Raw genomic sequence first — 23,511 nt, 5'->3', positions numbered from 1 at the left:
TCGGGCAGACTGGGCGCCATATGCGCCCGGCCAGCGGCGTGGGGACACATCCCGAGGGGAAGCAACAGTCATGAGCCAGGACGGCACTCAGGGCCAGTACGCGGGCGGCTCTCTGGCCGGTGGCCGTTACCAGCTAAGGGACTTGCTGGGTGCGGGCGGCATGGCGTCCGTGTACCTGGCGTACGACTCGGCCCTCGACCGGCAGGTCGCCATCAAGACGCTGCACAGCGACCTCGGCCGCGAGCAGTCCTTCCGCGAACGATTCCGCCGCGAGGCCCAGGCTGTAGCGAAACTGTCGCACACGAACATCGTCTCGGTCTTCGACACCGGCGAAGGCGAAGTGACGTTCGGCGGCTCGGCCGCGGCTGACGGCGCGGTGATGCCGTACATCGTCATGGAGTACGTGGAGGGCCGGCCGCTCGGCTCGGTGCTGGAGGAGGACATCCGCCGGCACGGGGCCATGCCCGCGGACAAGGCGCTGAAGGTGACGGCCGACGTGCTGGCCGCCCTGGAGACCAGCCACGAGATGGGGCTCGTCCACCGCGACATCAAGCCCGGCAACGTCATGGTGAACAAGCGCGGCGTGGTCAAGGTGATGGACTTCGGCATCGCCCGCGCCATGCAGTCGGGGGTCACCTCGATGACGCAGACCGGCATGGTCGTCGGCACCCCCCAGTACCTCTCGCCCGAACAGGCGCTGGGGCGCGGGGTCGACGCCCGTTCCGACCTCTACTCGGTCGGCATCATGCTGTTCCAGCTGCTGACCGGGCGGATCCCGTTCGACGCGGACTCGCCGCTGGCCATCGCGTACGCCCACGTGCAGGAGGAGCCGGTCGCCCCGTCCTCCATCAACCGGTCGCTGACCCCGGCGATGGACGCGCTGGTGGCACGGGCCCTGAAGAAGAACCCGAACGAGCGTTTCCCCACGGCCGCGGCCATGGGGGACGAGGTCGCGCGGGTGCTGGGCTCCGGGCAGACCGGGGCACCGGTCATCGTCCAGGGCCAGGGGCCCCTGAGCAGTGGCGCGGGCGTGGCCTCGGCCGTGTTCCCGCCGGTGGAGTCCGGGTACCAGGCGTCCCCGCAGTCGGTGCAGCAGCCGTACCAGGCGCCGCACACCCCGCCGCCGGCCCCGTACGCGCCCACCCCGGCCCCGGCCCCGCAGCAGCACGCGCAGGGCGGCTACGCCTACCCGCACACGCCCCCGCCGCAGCAGCAGTACGCGCCGCAGACCCCGCCGCCGTACACGATCTCCCCGACGGCCGCGCCGTCCGCGCCGTCCGCGGCGTCCGGTGACGGCAGGCGGAACAGGCCCGTGGTCATCGGCGCGATCGCGGTGGCCCTGCTGGCCGTGGGCGGTCTGATCGCGGCGATCATGCAGGGCGGCGACAAGGACAAGGGGGGCACCACGGCGGACCCGGCGAGCTCCGCGTCCGCGCCGGCCTCCGCGAAGGCCGGGTACAAGGGACCCGACCTGACGCGCACGATCGACCCGAAGAAGTGCACGGAGCCGGTGAAGCACTACAGCGAGGCCGGCAAGTACATGGCGCCGGACCTCAAGTACAAGAACCTGCTCTCCGTGAAGGAGTGCATCCAGGCCTCGGGCGGCAAGTACAAGATCGAGTACAAGGACGAGGCCGTGTACGGCAAGGACACGGTGCTGTTCCAGACCCCGACCGCCGGCGACAAGATCGCCAAGGAGGGCACGGAGTACACGCTGACCGTGTCGACCGGCAACCCCGAATAGCGGCCCCGCAGGGCGCGACAAGCGGCGCCGCACGCGGCGCAGTCCGACACACCGGCATCCCGGGCACCCCGATGGGGCGTCCGGGATGCCGCTTTTGCCCCACTATGTAAATCTGGGCGCATATCTCTGACGCGCAGCGAGCAGCTCGTGGCTCGGGACGGGAGGGGCTCCCCGTGATCCAAGGCTTCCGCCCGCCGCACTGGCTGGCCTGCGCGGCCCTCGCCGCCGCCGCGCTCGCGCCCACCGCTTCCGCGTACGCCGGCCCCTTCCTCGCCCCGGCCGGGCACGTCGCCGCACCCGCCGCACCCGCCTCGCCCGACGACCCCTACGAGGAGCTGGCCGGCAGCGTCGCCGGAGTCGGGCGCGAACACCCCGGGCGGCCGGCCGGCGAGCCCGCGAACCCGGAGCTGACGGTGGCCTCCCGGCCGCTGCCGGTGTACCCCCCGCGCGCCGAGCCCTCCCCACCGCCACAGGCACAGCCACCGCCGCCGCCACCGACACCGCCGCGGCCGACCGCCGCCGTCGCCGCCCCGAGTCCGCCGCCGTCGGTGGTCACCGCCCTCGGCACCGCGCCCAACGACCGGGCCGCCGACCTGGCCGCGCACATACTGCCGCTCGGTACCGGATTCGCCCTGATGGGCCTCGGTCTCGGCTACCTCGGGATGCGCCTGCGCCGGGGGATCTGAGCGGCCCGGACCTCCCCCCTCCGGGCGGGCGTCCCCCCTGCGGCGTACGCCTCAGGACGGTTGCCGCGCGCGAACATACTCGGTATACATACCGAGTATGTCGATCCGTCACGGGCTACTCGCCCTGCTGGAACGGGGTCCTCGGTACGGCTCCCAGCTGCGCACCGAGTTCGAATCCCGCACCGGCTCCACCTGGCCGCTCAACGTCGGGCAGGTGTACACGACCCTCGCCCGTCTCGAACGGGACGGCCTCGTCGTCCCCGACGGGGAGGACGCCGCCGGCCACACCCTCTACGCCATCACCGACGCCGGGCGCACCGAGCTGCTCCAGTGGTACGGGCGCCCCGTCGACCGGGCCAACCCGCCCCGCGACGAGCTGTCCATCAAGCTCGCCATGGCCGTGGGCGCCCCCGGTGTGGACATCCGCGCCGTCATCCAGTCCCAGCGGCACGCCACGATCAAGGCGATGCAGGACTACACCCGGCTCAAGGCCACGGCGCTCGCCGCGGTCGAGAGCGGCCGGTCCCGCGAACGCGACGACGTGGCCTGGCTGCTCGTCCTGGAACAGCTGATCTTCCAGACCGAGGCCGAGGCCCGCTGGCTGGACCACTGCGAAGCCCGGCTCGTCCGGCTCTCCCTGCCGGCCGACCGGAGAGCCGCGGAACACGAACCACCCCAGGCCGCCGCAGCCGAGACCCCGGCCCCGACCACCGCCACCCCGCCCCGTACCGCTCGTACGCGCCGCGGCTGAACCACCGTTCCAGGGGGGACACTCCATGCCTGACCAGCACCAATCCCAGCCCCAGCGGCCCGTACTGCAGTTGGACCGACTCGTCCGCACGCACGGCAGCGGCGCCACCGAGGTGCACGCCCTGCGCGGGATCGACCTCTCGGTCTTCCCCGGCGAACTCGTCGCCGTGATGGGCCCCTCCGGCTCCGGCAAGTCCACGCTGCTCACCCTCGCGGGCGGCCTCGACACCCCGAGCAGCGGGCGGGTGATCGTCGAGGGCACCGACATCACCACGGCGAGCCGCAAGCAGCTGGCCGCCCTGCGCCGCCGCAGCATCGGGTACGTCTTCCAGGACTACAACCTGATACCGGCCCTCACCGCCGCCGAGAACGTGGCGCTGCCGCGGGAACTCGACGGGATGTCCGCCCGCAAGGCCCGCGCCTCCGCGCTCGCCGCGCTGGAGGAGATGGGCCTGGGCCGGCTCGCCGACCGCTTCCCCGACGAGATGTCCGGCGGCCAGCAGCAGCGCGTGGCCATCGCCCGCGCCCTCGTCGGCGACCGCCGGCTGGTCCTCGCCGACGAGCCGACCGGCGCCCTGGACTCCGAGACCGGCGAGTCCGTCCTCGCCCTGCTGCGCGCCCGCTGCGACGCGGGCGCCGCCGGGATCCTCGTCACGCACGAGCCGCGGTTCGCCGCCTGGGCCGACCGCGTGGTCTTCCTGCGCGACGGCACCGTGGTCGACGAGACCCTGCGCAGCCACGCCGATTCCCTCCTCTCCGGGCAGGCGGCCGGCCAGTGACCTCTCCGCTCCAAGGCTGGTACCACTCCTGGATCGCGGCCCTGCGCATAGCCCGCCGCGACGCCTGGCGCGCCAAGGGCCGCAGCTCCCTCGTCCTCGCGATGCTCGCCCTGCCGATCGTCGGGGTCAGCGCCGCCGACCTCACACTGCGCAGTGCCGAACTCTCCCCCGAGCAGACCCTCACCCGGATGATCGGCGCCGCCGACGCACGGGTGGGCCACTCGCACATCTCCGGGCCCATCAACCAGAACCCCGACGGCACGAGATCCTCGCCCGTCGGCGGCTACAAGGACTACGACCCCTCGAAGTTCCCGCGGGAGAAGCCGGAACCGGTGGGGTCCGCGCTCCCGCCCGGGACCCAGGTCGTCAAGGACAGCAGCGGCTACACCAAGGTCCGCACCACGCACGGGCTGCTCGAGACCCAGCTGCGCGAACTCGACACGCACAGCCCCCTGGTGAAGGGCATGGTCACGCTCGACCGCGGCCGGCTGCCCAAGGACCCCGGCGAGGTCATCGCCACCCGGGCCTTCCTGAAGGAGTCCGGCCTCTTCGTCGGCTCCTCGGTCACCCCGCGCGGTGCCGCTTCCCCGTACAAGATCGTCGGCGCCTACGAGCTGCCGGACGAACTCGGGCGCCCCGAGCTCATCGCCCCGCCCGGCACCCTGATCGACCCGCTGAACAAGGCGCTGGTGGCGTCCGGCGGGCGCACACTGACCCCCGACGAGAAGTACCTGGTCAAGGTCGGCGGCGACGCGGGCGTCACCTGGGACGCGGTCAAGGCGGCCAACGCCAAGGGCCTGGTCGTCACCTCCCGCGCGGTCGTCCTCGACCCGCCCGCCGACTCCGAGATCCCGCTCTACCGGGACGAGCCGAAGGCGATGGTCGAGCGCGACGGCAACAAGACCGTCGAGATGGCCATCCTGGCCACCGTCGTGGGCCTGGCCATGCTGGAGATCTGCCTGCTCGCCGGACCGGCCTTCGCGGTCGGCGCCCGCCGCTCGCGCCGCCAGCTGGGCCTGGTCGGCGCCAACGGGGGCGACCGGCGCCACATCCGCTCCATCGTGCTCTCCGGCGGCCTGGTCCTCGGCGCCGTCGCCGCCGTCACCGGCACCGTCGTCGGCGTCCTGCTCACCGTCGTACTGCGGCCGGTGCTGGAGGAGGGGCTCGGAAACCGCTTCGGCGGCTTCGACTTGCGCCCGCTGGAACTGGCCGGCATCGCCCTGCTCGCCGTGATCACCGGCCTGCTGGCCGCGATCGTCCCGGCCGTCACCGCCTCCCGGCAGACCGTGCTGGCCTCGCTGACCGGCCGCCGCGGCATCCGCCGCGCCAACCGGGTGCTGCCCGTCCTCGGCCTGATCGCCGTCGCCGCAGGCACCGCGATCGCCCTCTACGGCACCACCTCGAAGCTGGGCAGCACCGTCGTGGCGGGCGGCAGCGCCCTCGCCGAACTCGGCATCGTCGCCCTCACCCCGATCCTGGTCGGCCTGTTCGGCCGGCTCGGGCGGTGGCTGCCACTGTCGCCGCGGCTCGCGCTGCGCGACGCCGTGCGCAACCGCGGGCGTACGGCGCCCGCCGTGGCCGCCGTACTGGCCGCCGTCGCCGGAACCGTCGCCGTGGCGACGTACCAGCAGAGCTACGACGTCCAGATGCGCCACGAGTACCAGGCCGAACTGCCGCACGGAACCGGGGTGCTGGAGACCACCGAGAACAGCGCGTACAAGGACGTGCCCGCCCTGCGCGAGGCCCTCGCCAAGGAACTGCCGCTGGCCCGGCGGGCGGACATCGACCGGCTGGTCGTCGGCAAGCCCGGCTGCGAGTCGTTCTCCTCGGACCCCGGCTGCGGCCGCGCCGAGGTCATCACGCCCAAGGAGCAGCGCTGCCCGCTCTACGAGGACCCCAAGAGCAGCGCGGCCTTCTCCGACGCGCAGCGCAAGGAACTGCGCCAGGACTGGCGCTGCCAGGAACCCCGGCACGGCACGCAGCACTCCGTCGTCGTCGGCGACGAGCAGGTGCTGGGCGTGCTCGCGGTCACCGACCCGGGCTCCGTGGCCGCGCTCAAGGCCGGCCAGGCCGTCTCCTTCGACAAGCGCCAGGTCAAGGACGGCAAGCTCACCCTGCGGATCATCACCGAACAGGGCGAGGACGACATCATGCGCGGGCACTACGACGAGACGCCCGGTGAGGACAAGGTCCTCCCCGTCCACCTGGCACCCGACTCGGCCGAGAGCTGGGGCATCGAGCTGATCCTGCCGCCCTCGGCGGCCAAGGCCGCCGGGCTGGTCACCGCGCCGGTGGGCTCGTACTTCAGCCTCGACGGGGCGCCGACCAGCGAGCAGCGCCAGCGGATGGACGGGGAGATCGACCGGATGGGCGTGGAGGCCTCCCTGCGCATCGAGGCGGGCTACCAGGGCGACAACAGCCTCGTCATGCTGGCCCTCGCCGTCTTCGCGGGGCTCGTCACCATCGGTGCGGCCGGCATCGCCACCGGGCTGGCCCAGGCCGACGCGGAGGCCGACCTGAAGACGCTGGCCGCGGTGGGCGCGGCGCCGCGGGTGCGGCGGACGCTGAGCGGCTTCCAGTGCGGGGTGGTCGCCCTGATGGGCGTCGTCCTGGGCTCGGCGGCCGGGATCCTGCCCGCCGTCGGCCTGCGCCTGACCGAGCAGCGGGAAGCCGATGCGCTCTATCAGGAGTCGATCGCGCAGGGCTTCTCGGCGATGACGGAAGCGGTGCCGTTCGTGCCGATCTCCGTGCCGTGGGAGACCCTCGGCGGGCTGGTCGTCGTGGTTCCGATCGGCGCGGCCCTGCTGGCGGCCCTGGTCACCCGCTCCAGCGGCGCGCTGGCCCGCCGGGCCGCGGGGTAGCGCCGGGGCCCGGGGGCGGTCCCAGGCTGGTGCCCCCGTACAGGGTGGATCACGACTGTACGGGGGCACACCGAGTGAGGACGGAGGTGTGCGAGAGAATGACGGCATGGAGATGCCGAGGAGTGAACGGTCGCAGGACAGCCCCCCGCACGTTCTGATCGTGGGACAGGACGGGACGGCCGTCGGCGACGCCGATGACGAGTCGCGCGAGGTCCCGGTGACGGAAATGGTCGAACAGCCCGCCAAGGTCATGCGGATCGGCAGCATGATCAAGCAACTCCTGGAAGAGGTACGCGCCGCGCCTCTCGACGAGGCGAGCCGGGTCCGGCTCAAGGACATCCATGCCGCCTCGGTCAAGGAGCTGGAAGACGGCCTGGCTCCGGAGCTCGTGGAGGAACTGGAGCGCCTGTCGCTCCCGTTCACCGAGGAGGCCATTCCCTCGGAGGCCGAACTCCGGATCGCCCAGGCCCAGTTGGTGGGCTGGCTGGAGGGCCTCTTCCACGGCATCCAGACGGCCCTGTTCGCACAGCAGATGGCGGCGCGGGCCCAGTTGGAGCAGATGCGCCGCGCCCTCCCGCCGGGCGGTCCGCACGACGACGACGAGGACGGCGGCCACGGCGCGATCCGCTCGGGCCCCTACCTCTAGCCTCCGGCGGACAGCGGAAGAAGCGGGTCCGGCCCACGCCCCGGCGCGGCCCGGACCCGCTTCCGCCACCTTCAGCCCCGCCACCCTCAGCCCCGCCACCTTCAGCCTCGCCGGCGATTGAGGCACGGGGGTCCGGGGGCAGCGCCCCCGGCAACGGCGCCGCACCCGGCGGAGTGAGGCCCGGAAAGTGCGGGTCCCGCCAGGGACATGGTCGCCGCATACTCAAGGGCATGAGCTACGACGCGATCGTGCTGGCCGGCGGCGCCGCGCGGCGCCTCGGCGGGGCCGACAAGCCCGCGCTGAGCGTCGGCGGCCGCGCACTCCTCGACCGCGTGCTCGACGCCTGCCCGGACGCCCGGACCACCGTCGTGGTCGGCGGCCGCCGGGCCACCGCGCGCCCGGTGTGCTGGACCCGGGAGGACCCGCCCGGCGGCGGCCCCGTGGCCGCGCTGGACGCCGGGCTGCGCCGGACCACCGCCGGGCTGGTCCTCGTACTCTCCGCCGACCTGCCGTTCCTCGACCGGGAAACCGTACGGGCCCTGCTGGACGCCCCCGGCGCGGACGGGGCGATGCTGCGGGACCCCGACGGCCGGGACCAGCCGCTGGTCGCCGCCTACCGGGCCGAGCCGCTGCGCCGGGAGATCGCCCTGCTCGCCGCCGAGCACGGCGCTCTCACCGGGCTCCCGCTCCGTGCGCTCACCGCCGAACTGGACCTCGCCCGCGTCACGTCCCGGCCCCTCGCCTCCTTCGACTGCGACACCTGGGACGATCTCGCCGCCGCCCGCGCCCGGATCAGGGAGCATGGAGGCGTGCTGGAGCAATGGATCACCGCCGTCAAGAGTGAGCTGGGCATCGACCTCCCCGTCGACACCAAGACCCTGCTCGACCTCGCCCGGGACGCCGCCCACGGCGTCGCCCGGCCCGCCGCCCCGCTGACCACCTTCCTGGTCGGCTACGCGGCCGCGCAGGCCGCCGCCACCGGCGCCGACCCCGCCCAGGCCGTAGCCGAGGCCTCCCGCAAGGCGGCCGACCTGGCGCTGCGGTGGGCCGACGAGGCCGCAGCCGACACCGCCGAACGGAACGGCTCCGGATGACCCCCACGAATTCCGCGGAGCAGGCCCTCGACGAGGCCCTGGCGCTGGTCAGCCGCACCCCCGAGGGCGGCGCCACGGGCGGCGCGGGCGGCGGCGGTGCCGGCGGCCATCGCGCGTCCGGCTGGCAGCGGGCGCGGGACACCGCCGCGCACGCCGGGAGCCGGGTGCGGCCCCGTACCCACCGCGTGCCCCTCGCGGACGCCCTCGGCGAGGTCCTGGCCACCCCTCTGGACGCGCTGACCGACCTGCCGTCCTTCGACACCTCCGCGATGGACGGCTGGGCCGTCGCGGGCCCCGGCCCCTGGAGCGTGCGCGCGGGCGGCGGCGTCCTGGCCGGCTCCGAGCGGCCGGAGCCCCTCACCGACGGCGAGGCCGTACGGATCGCCACCGGCGCCCGGATCCCCGCCGACGCCACCGCCGTCATCCGCCGCGAGCACTGCCGCGAGGCCGGCACCCAGCTCTTCGCCGACCGGCCCGTCCTGACCGGCCAGGACATCCGCCCGCGGGGCCAGGAGTGCCGCTCCGGCGACCTGCTGCTGCCCGCCGACTCCCTGGTCACGCCGGCCGTGCTGGGGCTCGCCGCGGCCGCCGGGTACGACGAGCTGACCACCCGGCCCCGCCCGCGCGTGGAGATCCTCGTCCTCGGCGACGAGTTGCTCACCGAGGGCCTCCCGCACGAGGGGCTGGTCCGCGACGCCCTCAGCCCCATGCTGGGCCCCTGGATCGACCGCCTCGGCGCCGAGGTCACCGGCACGCGGCGGCTCGGCGACGACCCGGCGGGGGCCGCGGCCCTGCTGGAGGCCGTCCGCACGAGCACCGCGGATGTCCTGATCACCACGGGCGGCACCGCCTCCGGCCCCGTCGACCACGTCCACCCCGTACTGCGGGAGGCCGGCGCCGAACTGCTGGTCGACGGAGTGGCGGTGCGACCCGGGCACCCCATGCTGCTGGCCCGCATCGGGTCCAGGGCCGCCGACGAGAACGACGTGAACGGAGAAAACGGCGAGAACACGGTGCGCCATGTCGTCGGGCTGCCCGGCAACCCGCTGGCCGCCGTCTCCGGGCTGCTCACCCTCGCCGAACCCCTGCTGCGCGCCCTCGCCGGCCGCCGCAGGCGCCCCCGCTACACGGCGCCGGTGCAGGGGGACGTACCGGGCCACCCGTACGACACCCGGCTGGTCCCGGTCCTGCTGAGCGACGAGCACGCGGTGCCGCTGCGCTACCACGGACCTGCGATGCTGCGCGGCGTGGCGGCGGCCGACGCGCTGGCCGTCGTACCGCCCAAGGGCGCGCGGTCCGGGCAGGAACTGGAGATTCTCGATCTGCCCTGGGCTTCCGGAGGATGTTTCACGTGAAACTGCACGGCCAGGACTCCATGGCCCGCGGCGCCGACGAGAAGCTCGTCTCCCGGCGCATCAAACTGCCCAAACGCGTCGTCGAGAACCCGCTGAGGCAGGTCACCAAGCGCCTGCTGATGGCGTTGTTCGTGCTCTTCCTGACGGTCTTCATCGTCTGGCTGGACCGCGACGGCTACCACGACAACGCCAACGAGCAGGTCGATCTCCTCGACTGCTTCTACTACGCCACGGTGACGCTGTCCACGACGGGCTACGGCGACATCGTGCCGTACAGCGACAGTGCGCGACTGATCAACATCCTGCTGATCACCCCGCTGCGCGTGCTGTTCCTGATCATCCTGGTCGGTACCACCCTGGAAGTCCTGACGGAACGGACGAGGGAAGAGTGGCGGCTGAAGAGCTGGAGGAAGAACTTGCGTGAGCACACGGTCGTCATCGGCTTCGGCACGAAGGGCCGCTCGGCCCTTTTGACGCTGCTGGCCACCGGCCTCTCCAAGGAGCAGGTCGTCATCGTCGACCCCAGCGCCAAGGTGATCGACACGGCCAACGCGGAGGGCTTCACGGGCGTGGTCGGCGACGCCACCCGCTCCGAAGTCCTGCTCCGCGCCGAGCTGCAGAAGGCCCGTCAGATCGTCATCGCCACCCAGCGGGACGACACGGCGGTCCTGGTCACCCTGACCGCCCGGCAGCTCAACCGCGGGGCGAAGATCGTCGCGGCGGTGCGCGAGGAGGAGAACGCCCCGCTGCTGCGCCAGTCCGGCGCGGACGCGGTCATCACGAGCGCGAGCGCGGCCGGCCGGCTGCTGGGCCTCTCGGTGCTCAGCCCGAGCGCGGGCACCGTGATGGAGGACCTGATCCAGCAGGGCAGCGGCCTCGACCTCATCGAACGCCCCGCCCGCAAGTCCGAGGCCGGCAAGTCGGTACGGGACACCGAGGACCTGGTCGTGAGCGTGGTGCGCGGCCACCGGCTGCTCCCGTACGACGATCCGCACGCGAGCCCGATCCAGCTGACGGACCGTCTCATCACCATCGTGCGGGCGACGCCGCCCGGCTCGCCGCAGGTGAAGTTCGGACCTGCCGATTAGCCGCGCCGTGGCGTAGCCTCCGGGCCATGCATGCGATCACCATCGAGCAGCCCGGCGGCCCCGAGGCCCTCGTCTGGGCCGACGTATCCGATCCGGTGCCGGGCGAGGGCGAGGTCCTCGTCGAGGTCGCGGCGAGCGCCGTGAACCGCGCCGACGTCCTCCAGCGACAGGGGTTCTACGATCCGCCGCCCGGCGCCTCGCGCCATCCGGGGCTGGAGTGCTCCGGGCGGATCGCCGCGATGGGGCCGGGCGTGTCCGGCTGGTCCGTGGGCGACGAGGTGTGCGCCCTGCTGGCGGGCGGCGGGTACGCGGAGCGGGTGGCCGTGCCGGCGGGGCAGCTGCTGCCGGTCCCGGCGGGCGTGGACCTGGTGACGGCGGCCGCGCTGCCCGAGGTCGTCACGACCGTGTGGTCCAACGTGTTCATGGTGGCGGGGCTCCGCCCCGGCGAGACCCTGCTGGTGCACGGCGGGTCCAGCGGGATCGGGACCATGGCGATCCAGCTGGCGAAGGCGGTGGGCGCGACGGTCGCCGTGACGGCGGGCGGCCCGGAGAAGCTGGCGCGCTGCAAGGAGCTGGGCGCGGACATCCTGATCGACTACCGCGAGCAGGACTTCGTGGCCGCGCTGCGCGAGGCGACGGGCGGGGCCGGGGCGGACGTGATCCTGGACATCATGGGCGCGAAGTACCTCGCCCGGAACGTGGACGCCCTGGCCGTGAACGGGCGGCTCGCGGTGATCGGGCTCCAGGGCGGGGTGAAGGCCGAGCTGAACCTCGGCGCGCTGCTGGCCAAGCGGGCGGCGATCACCGCCACCTCGCTGCGCGCCCGCCCGCTGGAGGAGAAGGCGGCCATCGTCGCCGCCGTGCGCGAGCACGTGTGGCCGCTGGTGGCCGCGGGGCGGGTCCGCCCGGTGGTCCACGCGGCGTTCCCGATGCGGGACGCCGCCGAGGCCCACCGGGTCATGGAGTCCAGCGCCCACGTGGGCAAGCTGCTGCTCACGGTGTGAAGGCCGGGCGCGGCGCCGCTGCGGGGCTCCGCCCCCGAACCCCCGGTCCTCAAGCGCCGGACGGGCTGGAATACAGCCCCGCCCGGGGGCCCCTCCCAGCGGTAGCTGGGGGAGTTTGAGGCGCGGGGGTTCGGGGGCGGAGCCCCAGGACACCGGCCCTCGGCGGCCTACAGGCTCCGGAGCAGGACCGCCGGGGATTCGACGCAGTCCGCGACGTAGCGGAGGAAGCCGCCCGCCGTACCCCCGTCGCAGACCCGGTGGTCGAAGGTCAGCGACAGCTGGACGACCTTGCGGACCGCCAGCTGCCCCTCGTGGACCCACGGCTTGTCGATGATCCGGCCCACGCCCAGCATCGCCGCTTCGGGGTGGTTGATGATCGGCGTGGAGCCGTCGACCCCGAACACCCCGTAGTTGTTCAGGGTGAAGGTGCCGCCGGTCAGATCGGCCGGAGCCAGCTTCCCGGACCGGGCCAGCTCGGTCAGCCGGGCGAACTCCGCCGACAGGGACTCCGGGTTGCGGTGCTGCGCGTCCCGGACCACCGGGACCACCAGGCCCCGTTCGGTCTGGGCGGCGAAGCCCAGGTGCACCGACGGGAGCCGGACGATCTCCTTGGCGGCGAGGTCCACGGTGGAGTTGAGCTCCGGGTACCGGGCCAGGGCGGCCGTGCAGATCCGGGCCAGCAGCGCGAGCACCGAGATCTTGGGCCCGCCGACCGCGTTCATCGCGGCCCGGGCGGCCATCAGCTCGGTGGCGTCCGCGTCGACCCAGCAGGTGGCGTCCGGGATCTCCCGGCGGCTGCGCGACAGCTTCTCGGCGACCGCCCCGCGCACTCCCTTGAGCGGGATCCGCTCGCCCTGCGCCGCCACCGCGGGCGCCGCCGCGGCGACCGGCGCCGGTTGGGGCGCCCGCAGCGCGGCCAGCGCCGCCTCGACGTCGGCCCGCAGGATCAGCCCCTCGGGCCCCGACCCCGTCAGCGCGCGGAGGTCGACCCCGCCGTCCTTGGCCAGCTTGCGCACCAGCGGCGAGATGACGGGCACCGGCCCGGCGACAGCCGCCGGAGCCACCGGAGCCGCGACGACCGGCGCCACCGGAGCGGCGACGACCGGCGCCGACACCGCGGCGGTGACGGGTCGCACCCGTCGCCGACGCGCCGGGCGCGAGTGGTCCTCGCCGTAGCCGATCAGCGGCCGGGGCACGTTGCCGGAGCCCTCGGCCTCGGCCGCCTGCGCGGCCGGGGCCTGCGGGAGCGACGCCGCTCCCACCGCCACGGTGATCAGCGGTGCGCCGACGGGAAGTTCCGTGCCCTCCTCCCCGAAGCGGGCGGTGACCACACCGCCGTAGGGGCACGGAACCTCCACCATCGCCTTGGCCGTCTCGACCTCGACCACCGGCTGGTCGATGGCGACGACATCGCCCACCGCGACCAGCCAGCGGACGATCTCGGCCTCGGTCAGGCCCTCCCCGAGATCGGGAAGCTTGAATTCCATTACCTGCGGCATCAGTTCTCCCACTGCAGGCGGGCCACGGTGTCCAGGATCCGGTCCACACCCGGCAGGTGGTGCTTCTCGAGCATCGGCGGCGGGTAGGGGATGTCGAAGCCCGTCACCCGCAGCACCGGCGCCTCCAGATGGTGGAAGCACCGCTCGGTGACCCGGGCGGCGATCTCCGCGCCCGGTCCGCCGAAGCCGCCGGCCTCGTGGACCACCACCGCGCGCCCGGTACGGCGTACGGACTCCACGACCGTGTCCTCGTCGAAGGGGACCAGCGAGCGGAGGTCCACGACCTCCAGGTCCCAGCCCTCCTCGCGCGCCGCCTCGGCCGCCTCCAGGCACACCGGCAGGGAGGGCCCGTAGGTGATCAGGGTCGCGCTCGTGCCGGTCCGCCGGACCAGTGCCTTCCCGATGCCCGGCACGGCCGCCGGCGCCTCGGGCCGCCAGTCGGCCTTCGACCAGTAGAGCCGCTTCGGCTCCAGGAAGACCACCGGGTCGTCGCTCGCGATCGACGCGCGCAGCAGCCCGTACGCGTCCTCGACCGTCGCCGGGGTCACCACGTGCAGGCCGGGCGTGGCCACGTAGTACGCCTCGGAGGAGTCGCAGTGGTGCTCCACGCCGCCGATCCCGCCGCCGTACGGCACCCGGATGGTGATCGGCAGCGGCATCGCGCCGCGGGTGCGGTTGCGCATCTTCGCCACGTGCGAGATCAGCTGCTCGAACGCCGGGTAGGCGAAGGCGTCGAACTGCATCTCCACCACCGGCCGCAGCCCGTACATGGCCATGCCGACCGCCGCGCCCAGGATTCCCGCCTCCGCGAGCGGGGTGTCCGTGCAGCGCTCCTCGCCGAACTCCTTCGCGAGCCCGTCCGTGATCCGGAAGACCCCGCCCAGCGTCCCGACGTCCTCGCCCATCACGTGGACCGTCGGGTCCTCGGCCATCGCGTCGCGCATCGCCCGGGTCAGGGCCTGCGCCATCGTCGCGGGCTTGGCCCCCGACTTCGCGGACTTCGCCGCCACCGTCGTCACGCCTGGTCCTCGGCTTCCAGCTCTGCGCGCAGCATGGCCGCCTGCTCCCGCAGCCGGTCCGTCTGCTCCGCGTACACGTGCGCGAACAGGTCCATCGGGTCCACCACCGGGTCCGCGTTCATCCCCTCGCGGAGCGCCGCGGCCATCGCCTCGGCGTCGTCGCGCACCGCCTGGATCGCCGCTTCGTCGATGATCCCGCGGGCGGTCAGCTCACGCTCCAGCAGATCGACCGGGTCGTGCGCCTTCCAGGCCTCGACCTCGGCGTCACCGCGGTAGCGGGTCGCGTCGTCGGCGTTCGTGTGGGCCTCCATCCGGTACGTGACGGCCTCGATCAGGGTCGGACCGCCACCGGCCCGGGCCCGCCGGACCGCCTCGGACAGCACCTCGTGCATGGCGGCGATGTCGTTGCCGTCGACCAGCCGGCCGGGCATCCCGTACCCGACGGCCTTGTGGGCGAGGGTCGGGGCGGCGGTCTGCTTGGCGAGCGGGACGGAGATCGCGAAGCCGTTGTTCTGTACGAGGAAGACCACCGGGGCCTGCCAGACGGCGGCGAAGTTCAGCGCCTCGTGGAAGTCGCCCTCGCTGGTGCCGCCGTCGCCGACCATGGCGAGGGCGACGACGTCGTCGCCGCGCAGCCGGGCCGCGTGCGCCAGGCCCACCGCGTGCGGCAGCTGGGTGGCGAGCGGGGTCGAGAGCGGGGCTATGCGGTGCTCGCGCGGGTCGTACCCGGTGTGCCAGTCGCCGCGCAGCAGCGTCAGGGCCTGTACGGGGTCCAGTCCGCGCGCCACGGCCGCCAGGGTGTCCCGGTAGCTCGGGAACAGCCAGTCCTGCTCCTCCAGGACCAGTGCGGCCGCGATCTCGCAGGCCTCCTGGCCGACGGTGGAGGGGTACACGGCGAGCCGGCCCTGCTTGGTGAGCGCCGTGGCCTGGGCGTTGTAGCGCCGGCCGCGCACCAGCTCGGCGTAGCAGCGGCGCATCAGCTCCGGGTCGAGCCGGTCCGCCGCCTCGGTGCCCAGCACCCGGTAGGGCTCGGGGTCCGGCAGCAGCGGCGCGGCATCCGTGCGGGGGCTCCAGGCGGGCGGCTGGGTGGAACGGTGGGACGCACCGGCACCGGGCAGCTCTTGGACCGTCATGGCGGCGTACACCTCCTCGTGGGAAGCGGGCAGGGGGTGCCCCGGGTGTGAGGCCCCTCACCTACCGATTGTTCGGTTGTCTGGGCAATTTGGCTACAGGCGGCTCCAGGCTGTGGACAAACGGGCGCCGGGGCCCTGGGATGGATGCAGGACGTCCAGGAGAGGGAGGCATCGGGCAATGCCGGATGAACAAATGGCCGGAACGGGTTCCGCACCGGCCGCGCCGGGGGGCACCCCGGGAGCCACTTCGGGCCCTCCCGTCGCACCCCGGCCCCTGGATCCGATCGACCGGTCGATCATGCGGCTGCTCCAGGCGGACGGCCGCGCCTCGATACGGTCGGTGGCGGAGCAGGTGCACGTCTCGCGGGCGAACGCCTACGCCCGGATCAACCGGCTCATCGACGACGGGGTGATCCGCGGGTTCACGGCCCGCGTCAACCACGAACGCGCGGGCCAGGGCGCGTCCGCCTACATCACGCTGAAGATCGTCCAGAACTCCTGGCGCACGGTCCGCGAGCAGCTGCGCGAGCTCCCCGGCGCGGCGCACATCGCGCTGGTCAGCGGCGATTTCGACGTCCTGCTGCTGGTGCACACCCCGGACAACCGGACCCTGCGCGAGCTGGTCCTGACCCGGCTCCAGGCCATCCCGGAAGTCCTCTCGACGCGCACCCTGCTGGTCTTCGAGGAAACGGATCTGCTGTCCCCGGGCCCTGGGACGGGCCCGACGATCTCGGAGGAGTAGGGCCGTCCGCGCTACGCAGGGGTCCGGGCCGCCGGCGCGAGGGGCCCGCCGGCCGGCGGCCACACCGGGTCACCGCCGGGCCAGTCGACGTCCGTCAGGGTGACGAGCAGCCGCCCGTCGACCACCGCCTCGCGCAGGTCTCCGTCCCGGGACACGACCTTCGCGGCGAACGCGGCGGGCTCGGTGCGGTCCAGCAGCAAGACGAAGTGCAAAGCGAAGGGGTCGGCCCATTCGTCCGGGTCCCCGTCCGCGTCGACCATGAAGTTCGCCCGCCACGCGCCCCGGGCCAGGGTGGAGACGAAGACCCCCAGGAAGTCCGCGCCGAGCAGGTCGTCGGCGGCGTCGATGATCACGGCGACGTCCTGCTTGCCGTGCCCGGGACCGTGCCAGTCGCCGAGGCAGTCGACCATCGCGTCCCAGTTGTGGCCGAAGTACCCGAGGAAGCCCAGCTCACGGGCGAACGTCCGGTAGACGCAGGCCTCCGTGTCCAGTTCGCCGCCGGATATCCGCAGCACCAGCCCGTCCCGCGCGAGCAGCTCGGCCTCCGCCCGCGCCACCCAGGGGTCATCGGCGCGGGTGAAGGTGACCCAGGGAGAGCGGCGTTCGGTGAGCGTGGGGAGGAAGGTACTCATGCGGCATGCTCGCACCCCGGCCGCCCGGGGTGCGGTCCAAGGGGGTCAGCGGGTGGTGCGCAGGCCGTCGAAGGCGAGGTGGACGACCGCGTCGGCGAGCTGGGCGTGGCCGGCGCCCGGGTGCGGGCGGTACCACTCGACCAGGGAGTTGACCATGCCGAAGAGCAGCCTGGTGGCGAGGCGTATGTCCACGTCGGCCCGCAGGTCGCCCTCCGCCGCGGCGGCCCCCAGCAGGTCCGCGACCTGGTGGTCGAACTCGCGGCGGCGTTCCAGCGCCCAGCGCTCGGTGCGGGTGTTGCCGCGGACGCGCAGCAGCAGGGTCACGTACGGCAGCTCGCCGACCAGCACCTCGACGGTGCGGCGCGTGACGTACTCGACGCGCTCGACCGCCCGGCCGCGTACCGCGCCCGGCTCCTCCAGGATCCCGAAGAGCCCGTCGAGGGCGCGGCTCACGGCTCGCCGCAGCAGCTCCTCCTTGCCCGCGACGTGGTGGTAGATCGAGGACTTCGAGATGCCCGCGGCCTTGGAGAGGTGCTCCATCGAGGTGCCGTCGTAGCCGCGCTCGTTGAAGACCTGGACGGCGACCGAGAGCAGTGTCTCGGGGGTGTAGGTGTCCCGCTTGGCCGTCGTCATTCGTTCTCCCCCGTGTCGTCCTGGTCGCCCTCGTCGTCGCCGGCCCCGTCGCCGTCCTCGTAGCCCAGTTTGAACAGGGCGAGGGAGGGTGCGTAGCGGCCGCCGGGGACGCGTTCGTCGAGGTTGTGCAGCAGGTCGTAGGCCCAGTCGCGGCCGATCCGGTCGTGCCATTCGGCCGGTCCCAGCGGGTAGTTGACACCCAGTCGCATCGCCGTGTCGATGTCCTCGGCGGTGGCGACCCCCCGGGCGACCGCGTCGGCCGTCAGGTCGATCAGCATCGCGACGGTCCGCGCGACGATCATGCCGGGGACGTCGCCGATCACGGAGACCTGCTTGCCCAGCTTCTGGAAGAGGCCGATCGCCTCGGCGAGGGTGCGCTCGCTGGTGTCCGCGCTCGCGGAGAGCGCGATCCGGGTGGCGCCGCGGTAGTCGAGGGCGAGGTCGAAGTAGACGACGTCCGCGAACTCCACCGAGGTCTTGCCGTCCGCGAGGACCAGCTGGCCCTCGCCGGGGAGCTGGATGTACGGGCCGCCCTGTGCGGTGGCCGCGACCGCGATCCCGGCCTCCTCCAGCAGGTCGACCAGGTCGGCGGCGGGGCCGAGGTCCCCGACGACGGTGACCTTCGCCGGGGCCTCCTCCGGCGCGGCGGTGTGCGGGAGCGCGGGCTCGGCGTCCGGACCGTACGGGTACCAGCCGTGCCCGGTCTTGCGACCGAGGCGGCCCGACTGGACGAGGCGGCGCTGGGCGAGGGAGGGGGTGAACTTCGGGCTGCGGAAGAAGGACTCCCACACCGAGCGGGTCACGGCCTCGTTCACGTCCTGGCCGATCAGGTCGGTCAGCTGGAAGGGGCCCATCTTGAAGCCGCCGCTCTCGCGGAGCACGGCGTCGATGGTGGCCGGGTCGGCGCCCTGCTCCTCGTACACCGCGAAGGCCTCGGCGTAGAAGGGGCGGGCGATCCGGTTGACGATGAACCCGGGGGTGTCGGCGCAGCGGACCGGCGTCTTCCCCCAGCCGAGGACGGTGCGGTACGCGCGCTCGGCGGCGGCCGGGTCGGTGGCGAAACCGCTGACCACCTCGACGAGCGGGAGCAGCGGGGCCGGGTTGAAGAAGTGCAGGCCGAGGAAGCGGCCGGGGTGCGCGAGCCCGGCGGCGAGCTCGGTGACCGAGAGGGAGGAGGTGTTGGTCGCCAGCAGCGCGTCCGGCGCGACCACCTCTTCCAGGGCGGCGAAGAGCGTCTGCTTCACGGTGACGTTCTCGACCACCGCCTCGATGACGAGGGCGGCCCCGGCGAGGTCCGCGAGGTCGCCGGCCGACGCGATCCGGCCGATCGCCTCCTCGGCCTCGGCGCGGTCCAGCCGGCCCTTGGCGGCCATCCGGTCGACCCGGTCCTGGACGAAACCGACGCCGTCGGCGGCGAGCGCGGCGTTGATGTCGTAGATCAGCACGCGGTGACCTGCGAGAAGGGCGACCTGGGCGATGCCCTGCCCCATGGTGCCGGCGCCGACGACCGCCACTGTGCGGGACCGCTCGATTGCTGTCATGCCCTGATCCTCCCGCACACACTTGTCCACAGGTCCGCCGGGCCCTCTTGTCCCGACCGATCGTTCGGTTACTCTAACTCCAGTCTGCTCTCCTTCGCCCGGCTCAACGAGGAGTTGGTCCCTGATGGCCGCCGAGCTCACCGTCCCCCAGCTGTCCGCCAAGCACCGGCCCACCCTGGACCAGGCCCTGTCGGCGATCCGCAGCCGCGCCTACTGGTCCCCGCATCCCGAACACCCCAAGGCGTACGGCGAGACCGCGCCCGCCGACGGGCTCGCCGCCTTCGAGGCCGTGCGCGGCACGCGGCTGGACCTGGGCCAGCCCGGCACCGACGGCTGGACGGGCGCCGAGGTGTCCCCGTTCGGCCCGGAGCTGGGTGTCGAGTACCCCCACGTGGACCCGGACGTGCTGCTGCCCGCGATGAAGGCCGGCATGGGTGCCTGGCGCGACGCGGGACCCGAGGCGCGCGCCCTGGTCTGTATCGAGATCCTGTCCCGCATCTCCGCCCGGACCCACGAGTTCGCGCACGCGGTCATGCACACCAGCGGCCAGGCCTTCATGATGGCGTTCCAGGCCGGCGGCCCGCACGCGCAGGACCGCGGCCTGGAGGCCGTGGCCTACGCGTACGAGGAGCAGACCCGGGTCCCGGGCCAGGCCGACTGGTCGAAGCCGCAGGGCAAGAAGGACCCGCTGGAGCTCGGCAAGACCTTCACCGCCGTCCCGCGCGGCATCGCCCTCATGATCGGCTGCAACACCTTCCCGACCTGGAACGGCTACCCCGGCCTGTTCGCCTCCCTCGCCACCGGCAACGCGGTGCTGGTCAAGCCGCACCCGCGGGCCGTGCTGCCGCTCGCGCTGACCGTCCAGGTCGCGCGGGAGGTCCTGGCCGAGGCGGGCTTCGACCCGAACCTGGTGGCGCTGGCGGTCGAGCGCCCGGGCGAGGGCATCGCCAAGACCCTCGCGGTCCGCCCCGAGATCAAGCTGATCGACTACACCGGGTCCACGGAGTTCGGCGACTGGCTGGAGACCAACGCCCGCCAGGCCCAGGTCTACACGGAGAAGGCCGGCGTCAACACCGTCGTCCTGGACTCCACCGACAACTACAAGGGCATGCTGTCCAACCTGGCGTTCTCGCTGTCCCTGTACAGCGGCCAGATGTGCACCACCCCGCAGAACCTGCTGATCCCGCGCGACGGCATCGCGACGGACGCCGGCCACAAGACCTACGACGAGGTCGTCGCCGACCTCGCGGCCTCGGTCGGCGGCCTGCTGGGCGACGACGCCCGGGCCAACGCGCTGCTCGGCGCGCTGGTCAACCCGGACGTCAAGACCCGGCTGGAGGCCGCGGCCGCCCTGGGCGAGGTCGCGCTGGCCTCCCGGGAGGTCGTGAACCCCGAGTTCCCGGACGCGGTGGTCCGTACCCCCGTCATGGTCAAGCTGGACGCCGCCAAGGCGGACCCGGAGGCGCCGTACCTCTCCGAGTGCTTCGGCCCGGTCTCCTTCGCGGTGGCCGTGGACACCACCGCCGACGCCCTCGACCTGCTGCGCCGCACGGTGCGCGAGAAGGGCGCCATGACGGTGGGCGCGTACACCACGTCCCCCGACACCGAGCGGGCCGTCGAGGAGGTCTGCCTGGAGGAGTCCGCGCAGCTCTCCCTGAACCTGACCGGCGGGGTGTTCGTCAACCAGACCGCCGCGTTCTCGGACTTCCACGGCTCCGGCGGCAACCCGGCGGCCAACGCGGCCCTGTGCGACGGCGCCTTCGTCGCGAACCGCTTCCGGGTGGTGGAGGTCCGCCGCCAGGCGTAACCGCGTCACCGCAGAACCCCGGCCCGGGTGGACCGCGCCCCCTCCTCCTACTCCTGCCGCTCCTCGGCGAAGAGGCGGGAGGAGGCGTCCACCTGGGCCATCCTGCGCAGGGCCGCGAACACCGCGTCGCCCACCACCGTGCCCACGACCACCGCCTCGACCAGGCCCTCGCGGTCCGCATGGCGGGCCGTGTACTCCAGGTCCACCCGGGCCACCCGCTCGGCCGCGTCGGCGTAGTCGTCGAGCAGTTCGGCGAAGGAGCCGTGGCCCACCCGCGCGAGTGAGGCGAGGGCGGCCGCGAGCGCGTCGGCCGCCTTGTTCCCGGGCTGGATGCACCAGCCGCGCGCCTCGATCAGCCGCGCCACCCGTTCCCGGGCCAGCACCGCCTCGGCGTCGTCGTGGCTCCCGCCGTCGCCGTACGCGGGCACCAGCCGCTGGGCCGCGGCGCCGAGCAGCTTGTGCACCGGCCGCTCCTTGTCGTCGATGGCCACGAGGACGTCTCCGATGGCCGCCACCGACAGCCCGCCGACCTCCAGCAGGGCACGGATCAGCCGCAGCCGGCGTTCGTGCCCGTCGTCGTAGCTGGCCTGGTTGGGGCTGCTCAACTCGCCCGGCGGAAGCAGGCCCTCCCGGACGTAGTACTTGATCGTCGGTACCGGGACCCCGGTTCGGCGGCTCAACTCTCCGATGCGCATGGCGTTTTCACTCGTTTCTTCTTGCCCCGATCCCCGCCCATCATAGATAGTGGGGCTATCAGATAGCGGCGAGCGTCACTATCCATTCCCTTGGGGGTCCCATGTCTGCGTTACGTACCTGGCACCGTCCACTGACCGTGTTCGCCGGCGTGATGGCGGTCTGGGCCGTCGGCTCGGCCGTGGGTCTCGCCGTCGACGGCCGCGTGCTGGTCGGCGCGCCGATCTGGGCCAAGCCCTTCAAGTTCGCCGTCTCGTTCGTCGGCTACGCGCTCAGCCTGGCCTGGATGCTCTCCCTGGCCGTCGCCGCCCGCCCTCGACTGCGCAGGCCCGCCTGGTGGGCCGGTACCGTCGTCGTCGCCGCCAGCACGGTGGAAATGCTGCTCATGACGGGTCAGGTGATCCGCGGCCGGCAGAGCCACTTCAACCAGCAGACCCCCCTCGACGCGCAGATCTACGGCGCCATGGCCGTCACCGTCGTCGTGCTGTGGACGGCCACGCTCGTCGTCGCCGTCCTGCTCTTCCGGTCCCGCGTCGCCGACCGGGCCACCACCTGGGCGATCCGGACCGCCGCCGTCCTCGCCCTCGCGGGGGCGGGACTCGGCTTCCTGATGACCACCCCCACCGAGGCGCAGCTCGCGGTCGACGACGCACCGGTGTCGGGCGCCCACAGCGTGGGGGTGCCGGACGGCGGACCCGCCATGCCGCTGACCGGCTGGTCGACCACCGGCGGTGACCTGCGCATCCCGCACTTCTTCGGCATGCACGCCCTGCAGCTGCTCCCGCTCTTCGTGCTCCTGCTGGCCGCCCTCGCCGGGCGCTTCGCCCTGCTGCGCCGGGAGCGGGTGCGGCTGCGGCTGACCCTGGTCGCGGCCGGGGTCTACGCGGCGGTGCTCGCCCTGCTGACCTGGCAGGCGCTGCGCGGCCAGGCGCTGGTCCACCCGGACGGGGCGACGCTCGGCGCGGCCGCGGCGATCGCGGCCGGGGGCGTCCTAGGAGTCCTCGCCGCCGTGTTCGTGGGCCGCCGGGGGGCCGCCCCAGTGGAAGAGGGTCATGGCCACGCTGGTGGCGAGGTTGTAGCTGGAGACCTGGGGGCGCATCGGCAGGGAGACGAGGTGGTCCGCCCGGGCGCGCAGCTCCGGTGAGATCCCGTGGCGCTCCGAGCCGAAGGCGAGCAGCGCGTCGTCCGGGAGGGTGAGGGCGCGGATGTCCGCGCCCTCGGGGTCGAGCGCGTAGAGCGGCCCGGGCGGCAGCTCGTCCAGTGCGAGGCGCTCGACGGTGGTGGCGTAGTGCAGACCGGCCCCGGCCCGGACCACGTTCGGGTGCCAGGGGTCGAGGTCGCCGCGGGTGACGACGCCGGTGGCGCCGAAGCCGGCGGCGAGCCGGACGACGGCTCCGACGTTGCCCAGATTGCGGGGGTTGTCGAGCACGACCACCGGCGCCGGCCGGGGCATCCGCCCCAGCCCCGCGATACCGGCGGCCCGGTCGGGCCGTACCGCGAGGGCCGCGACCCCGGTGGGGTGCACGCGCGGCAGCACCCCCTTGAGCCCGGCCCGCCGCACCAGCCGCACCACGTCGGCCTCGACGTCCGGAGCCAGCTCACGGGCCAGCGCCCGTACGGCGGCGGGATCCTCGGCGATGGCCATCCGCACGTCGGCCCCGAACCGCAGGGCGTGTTTCAGCGCGTGAAACCCGTCGAGCAGCACGAGATCCCCCGCCTGCTCGGCCTCCCGCCATTCCCGCACCGTGTCGTCCATACCCCGACCCTAAGCTCCGCCGTACGCCGCCCGGACCGGATGATCCAGC

The 23,511-nt window shown here is 73.5% G+C and carries 20 protein-coding genes and 1 pseudogene; 13 read left to right on the top strand and 8 right to left on the bottom strand.

Features of this window, described 5'->3' with window-relative positions:
* Nucleotides 1-70 precede the first annotated feature (70 nt).
* From JYK04_RS22365 to JYK04_RS22320, 10 genes are all read left to right on the top strand, one after another.
* Nucleotides 71-1,744 (top strand): protein kinase domain-containing protein, encoded by a 1,674-nt coding sequence (locus tag JYK04_RS22365; RefSeq protein ID WP_189738220.1) that lies wholly within the window; start codon nucleotides 71-73, stop codon nucleotides 1,742-1,744.
* A gap of 173 nt (nucleotides 1,745-1,917) precedes the next feature.
* Nucleotides 1,918-2,430, top strand: coding sequence for a hypothetical protein (locus tag JYK04_RS22360; RefSeq protein ID WP_189738218.1), 513 nt, complete (start codon nucleotides 1,918-1,920; stop codon nucleotides 2,428-2,430).
* A gap of 97 nt (nucleotides 2,431-2,527) precedes the next feature.
* A complete protein-coding gene (locus tag JYK04_RS22355; RefSeq protein ID WP_189738216.1) occupies nucleotides 2,528-3,181 on the top strand; it encodes a PadR family transcriptional regulator in 654 nt (217 codons plus the stop codon).
* A gap of 25 nt (nucleotides 3,182-3,206) precedes the next feature.
* A complete protein-coding gene (locus tag JYK04_RS22350; protein ID WP_189738213.1) occupies nucleotides 3,207-3,959 on the top strand; it encodes an ABC transporter ATP-binding protein in 753 nt (250 codons plus the stop codon).
* Between the two features lie 101 nt (nucleotides 3,960-4,060).
* The gene (locus JYK04_RS22345) at nucleotides 4,061-6,820 is read left to right on the top strand and encodes an FtsX-like permease family protein (protein WP_229875419.1); all 2,760 of its coding nucleotides are present in this window, start codon (nucleotides 4,061-4,063) and stop codon (nucleotides 6,818-6,820) included.
* Between the two features lie 106 nt (nucleotides 6,821-6,926).
* A complete protein-coding gene (locus tag JYK04_RS22340) occupies nucleotides 6,927-7,466 on the top strand; it encodes a bacterial proteasome activator family protein (protein ID WP_030014634.1) in 540 nt (179 codons plus the stop codon).
* 230 nt (nucleotides 7,467-7,696) lie between these two features.
* Nucleotides 7,697-8,560, top strand: coding sequence for an NTP transferase domain-containing protein (locus JYK04_RS22335; protein WP_189738207.1), 864 nt, complete (start codon nucleotides 7,697-7,699; stop codon nucleotides 8,558-8,560).
* Complete coding sequence (locus JYK04_RS22330) at nucleotides 8,557-9,915, top strand: molybdopterin molybdotransferase MoeA (protein WP_189738204.1); 1,359 nt, start codon at nucleotides 8,557-8,559, stop codon at nucleotides 9,913-9,915. The genes JYK04_RS22335 and JYK04_RS22330 overlap by 4 nt, the downstream gene beginning before the upstream one ends.
* The gene (locus JYK04_RS22325; protein WP_189738201.1) at nucleotides 9,903-11,003 is read left to right on the top strand and encodes a potassium channel family protein; all 1,101 of its coding nucleotides are present in this window, start codon (nucleotides 9,903-9,905) and stop codon (nucleotides 11,001-11,003) included. Before JYK04_RS22330 ends, JYK04_RS22325 begins: the two co-directional genes overlap by 13 nt.
* A gap of 26 nt (nucleotides 11,004-11,029) precedes the next feature.
* Nucleotides 11,030-12,007 (top strand): NAD(P)H-quinone oxidoreductase, encoded by a 978-nt coding sequence (locus JYK04_RS22320; protein WP_189738198.1) that lies wholly within the window; start codon nucleotides 11,030-11,032, stop codon nucleotides 12,005-12,007.
* Nucleotides 12,008-12,174: 167 nt separating this feature from the next.
* Here the strand turns inward: JYK04_RS22320 and JYK04_RS22315 are convergent, their stop codons facing one another.
* Genes JYK04_RS22315 through pdhA form a run of 3 tightly spaced genes read right to left on the bottom strand, consistent with a single transcriptional unit; the run spans nucleotide 12,175 to nucleotide 15,658 of the window.
* Complete coding sequence (locus JYK04_RS22315) at nucleotides 12,175-13,506, bottom strand: dihydrolipoamide acetyltransferase family protein (protein WP_189738195.1); 1,332 nt, start codon at nucleotides 13,504-13,506, stop codon at nucleotides 12,175-12,177.
* Nucleotides 13,506-14,474: an alpha-ketoacid dehydrogenase subunit beta gene (locus tag JYK04_RS22310; protein WP_189738634.1), complete on the bottom strand. Its 969-nt coding sequence runs from the start codon at nucleotides 14,472-14,474 to the stop codon at nucleotides 13,506-13,508. The genes JYK04_RS22315 and JYK04_RS22310 overlap by 1 nt, the downstream gene beginning before the upstream one ends.
* 47 nt (nucleotides 14,475-14,521) lie before the next feature.
* Nucleotides 14,522-15,658, bottom strand: a complete 1,137-nt coding sequence (gene pdhA / locus JYK04_RS22305; RefSeq protein ID WP_189738192.1) for a pyruvate dehydrogenase (acetyl-transferring) E1 component subunit alpha — start codon at nucleotides 15,656-15,658, stop codon at nucleotides 14,522-14,524.
* Nucleotides 15,659-15,836: 178 nt separating this feature from the next.
* Between pdhA and JYK04_RS22300 the strand changes: the two genes are divergently transcribed.
* Nucleotides 15,837-16,400 (top strand): Lrp/AsnC family transcriptional regulator, encoded by a 564-nt coding sequence (locus tag JYK04_RS22300; protein ID WP_373297438.1) that lies wholly within the window; start codon nucleotides 15,837-15,839, stop codon nucleotides 16,398-16,400.
* Between the two features lie 11 nt (nucleotides 16,401-16,411).
* Here JYK04_RS22300 and JYK04_RS22295 read toward each other — a convergent pair whose 3' ends face one another.
* The 3 genes from JYK04_RS22295 to JYK04_RS22285 are packed head-to-tail and all read right to left on the bottom strand — an operon-like array spanning nucleotide 16,412 to nucleotide 19,206.
* Complete coding sequence (locus tag JYK04_RS22295) at nucleotides 16,412-17,032, bottom strand: barstar family protein (RefSeq protein WP_189738188.1); 621 nt, start codon at nucleotides 17,030-17,032, stop codon at nucleotides 16,412-16,414.
* Nucleotides 17,033-17,077: 45 nt separating this feature from the next.
* Entirely contained in the window at nucleotides 17,078-17,665 is a 588-nt protein-coding gene (locus JYK04_RS22290) for a TetR/AcrR family transcriptional regulator (protein ID WP_189738186.1), read from the bottom strand.
* Nucleotides 17,662-19,206, bottom strand: coding sequence for a 3-hydroxyacyl-CoA dehydrogenase (locus JYK04_RS22285; protein ID WP_189738184.1), 1,545 nt, complete (start codon nucleotides 19,204-19,206; stop codon nucleotides 17,662-17,664). The genes JYK04_RS22290 and JYK04_RS22285 overlap by 4 nt, the downstream gene beginning before the upstream one ends.
* Nucleotides 19,207-19,330: 124 nt before the next feature.
* On the opposite strand from JYK04_RS22285, the gene paaN reads away from it, so the two are divergent.
* Nucleotides 19,331-21,013, top strand: a complete 1,683-nt coding sequence (gene paaN / locus JYK04_RS22280) for a phenylacetic acid degradation protein PaaN (RefSeq protein WP_189738181.1) — start codon at nucleotides 19,331-19,333, stop codon at nucleotides 21,011-21,013.
* 47 nt (nucleotides 21,014-21,060) lie between these two features.
* Here paaN and JYK04_RS22275 read toward each other — a convergent pair whose 3' ends face one another.
* The gene (locus tag JYK04_RS22275) at nucleotides 21,061-21,708 is read right to left on the bottom strand and encodes a MerR family transcriptional regulator (RefSeq protein WP_189738178.1); all 648 of its coding nucleotides are present in this window, start codon (nucleotides 21,706-21,708) and stop codon (nucleotides 21,061-21,063) included.
* Between the two features lie 101 nt (nucleotides 21,709-21,809).
* On the opposite strand from JYK04_RS22275, the pseudogene JYK04_RS41330 reads away from it, so the two are divergent.
* A pseudogene (locus tag JYK04_RS41330) lies at nucleotides 21,810-22,745 on the top strand (hypothetical protein); the annotation flags it as partial.
* Here the strand turns inward: JYK04_RS41330 and JYK04_RS22270 are convergent.
* Nucleotides 22,698-23,462, bottom strand: a complete 765-nt coding sequence (locus JYK04_RS22270; RefSeq protein ID WP_189738175.1) for a TrmH family RNA methyltransferase — start codon at nucleotides 23,460-23,462, stop codon at nucleotides 22,698-22,700. The pseudogene JYK04_RS41330 and the gene JYK04_RS22270 sit on opposite strands and share 48 nt — an antisense overlap.
* Nucleotides 23,463-23,511 lie beyond the last annotated feature (49 nt).

It is taken from the genome of Streptomyces nojiriensis (assembly GCF_017639205.1).
Lineage (GTDB): Bacteria > Actinomycetota > Actinomycetes > Streptomycetales > Streptomycetaceae > Streptomyces > Streptomyces nojiriensis.
Note: the sequence above shows the minus strand (reverse complement) of the source record. Positions and strands in the feature narration are given on the sequence as shown.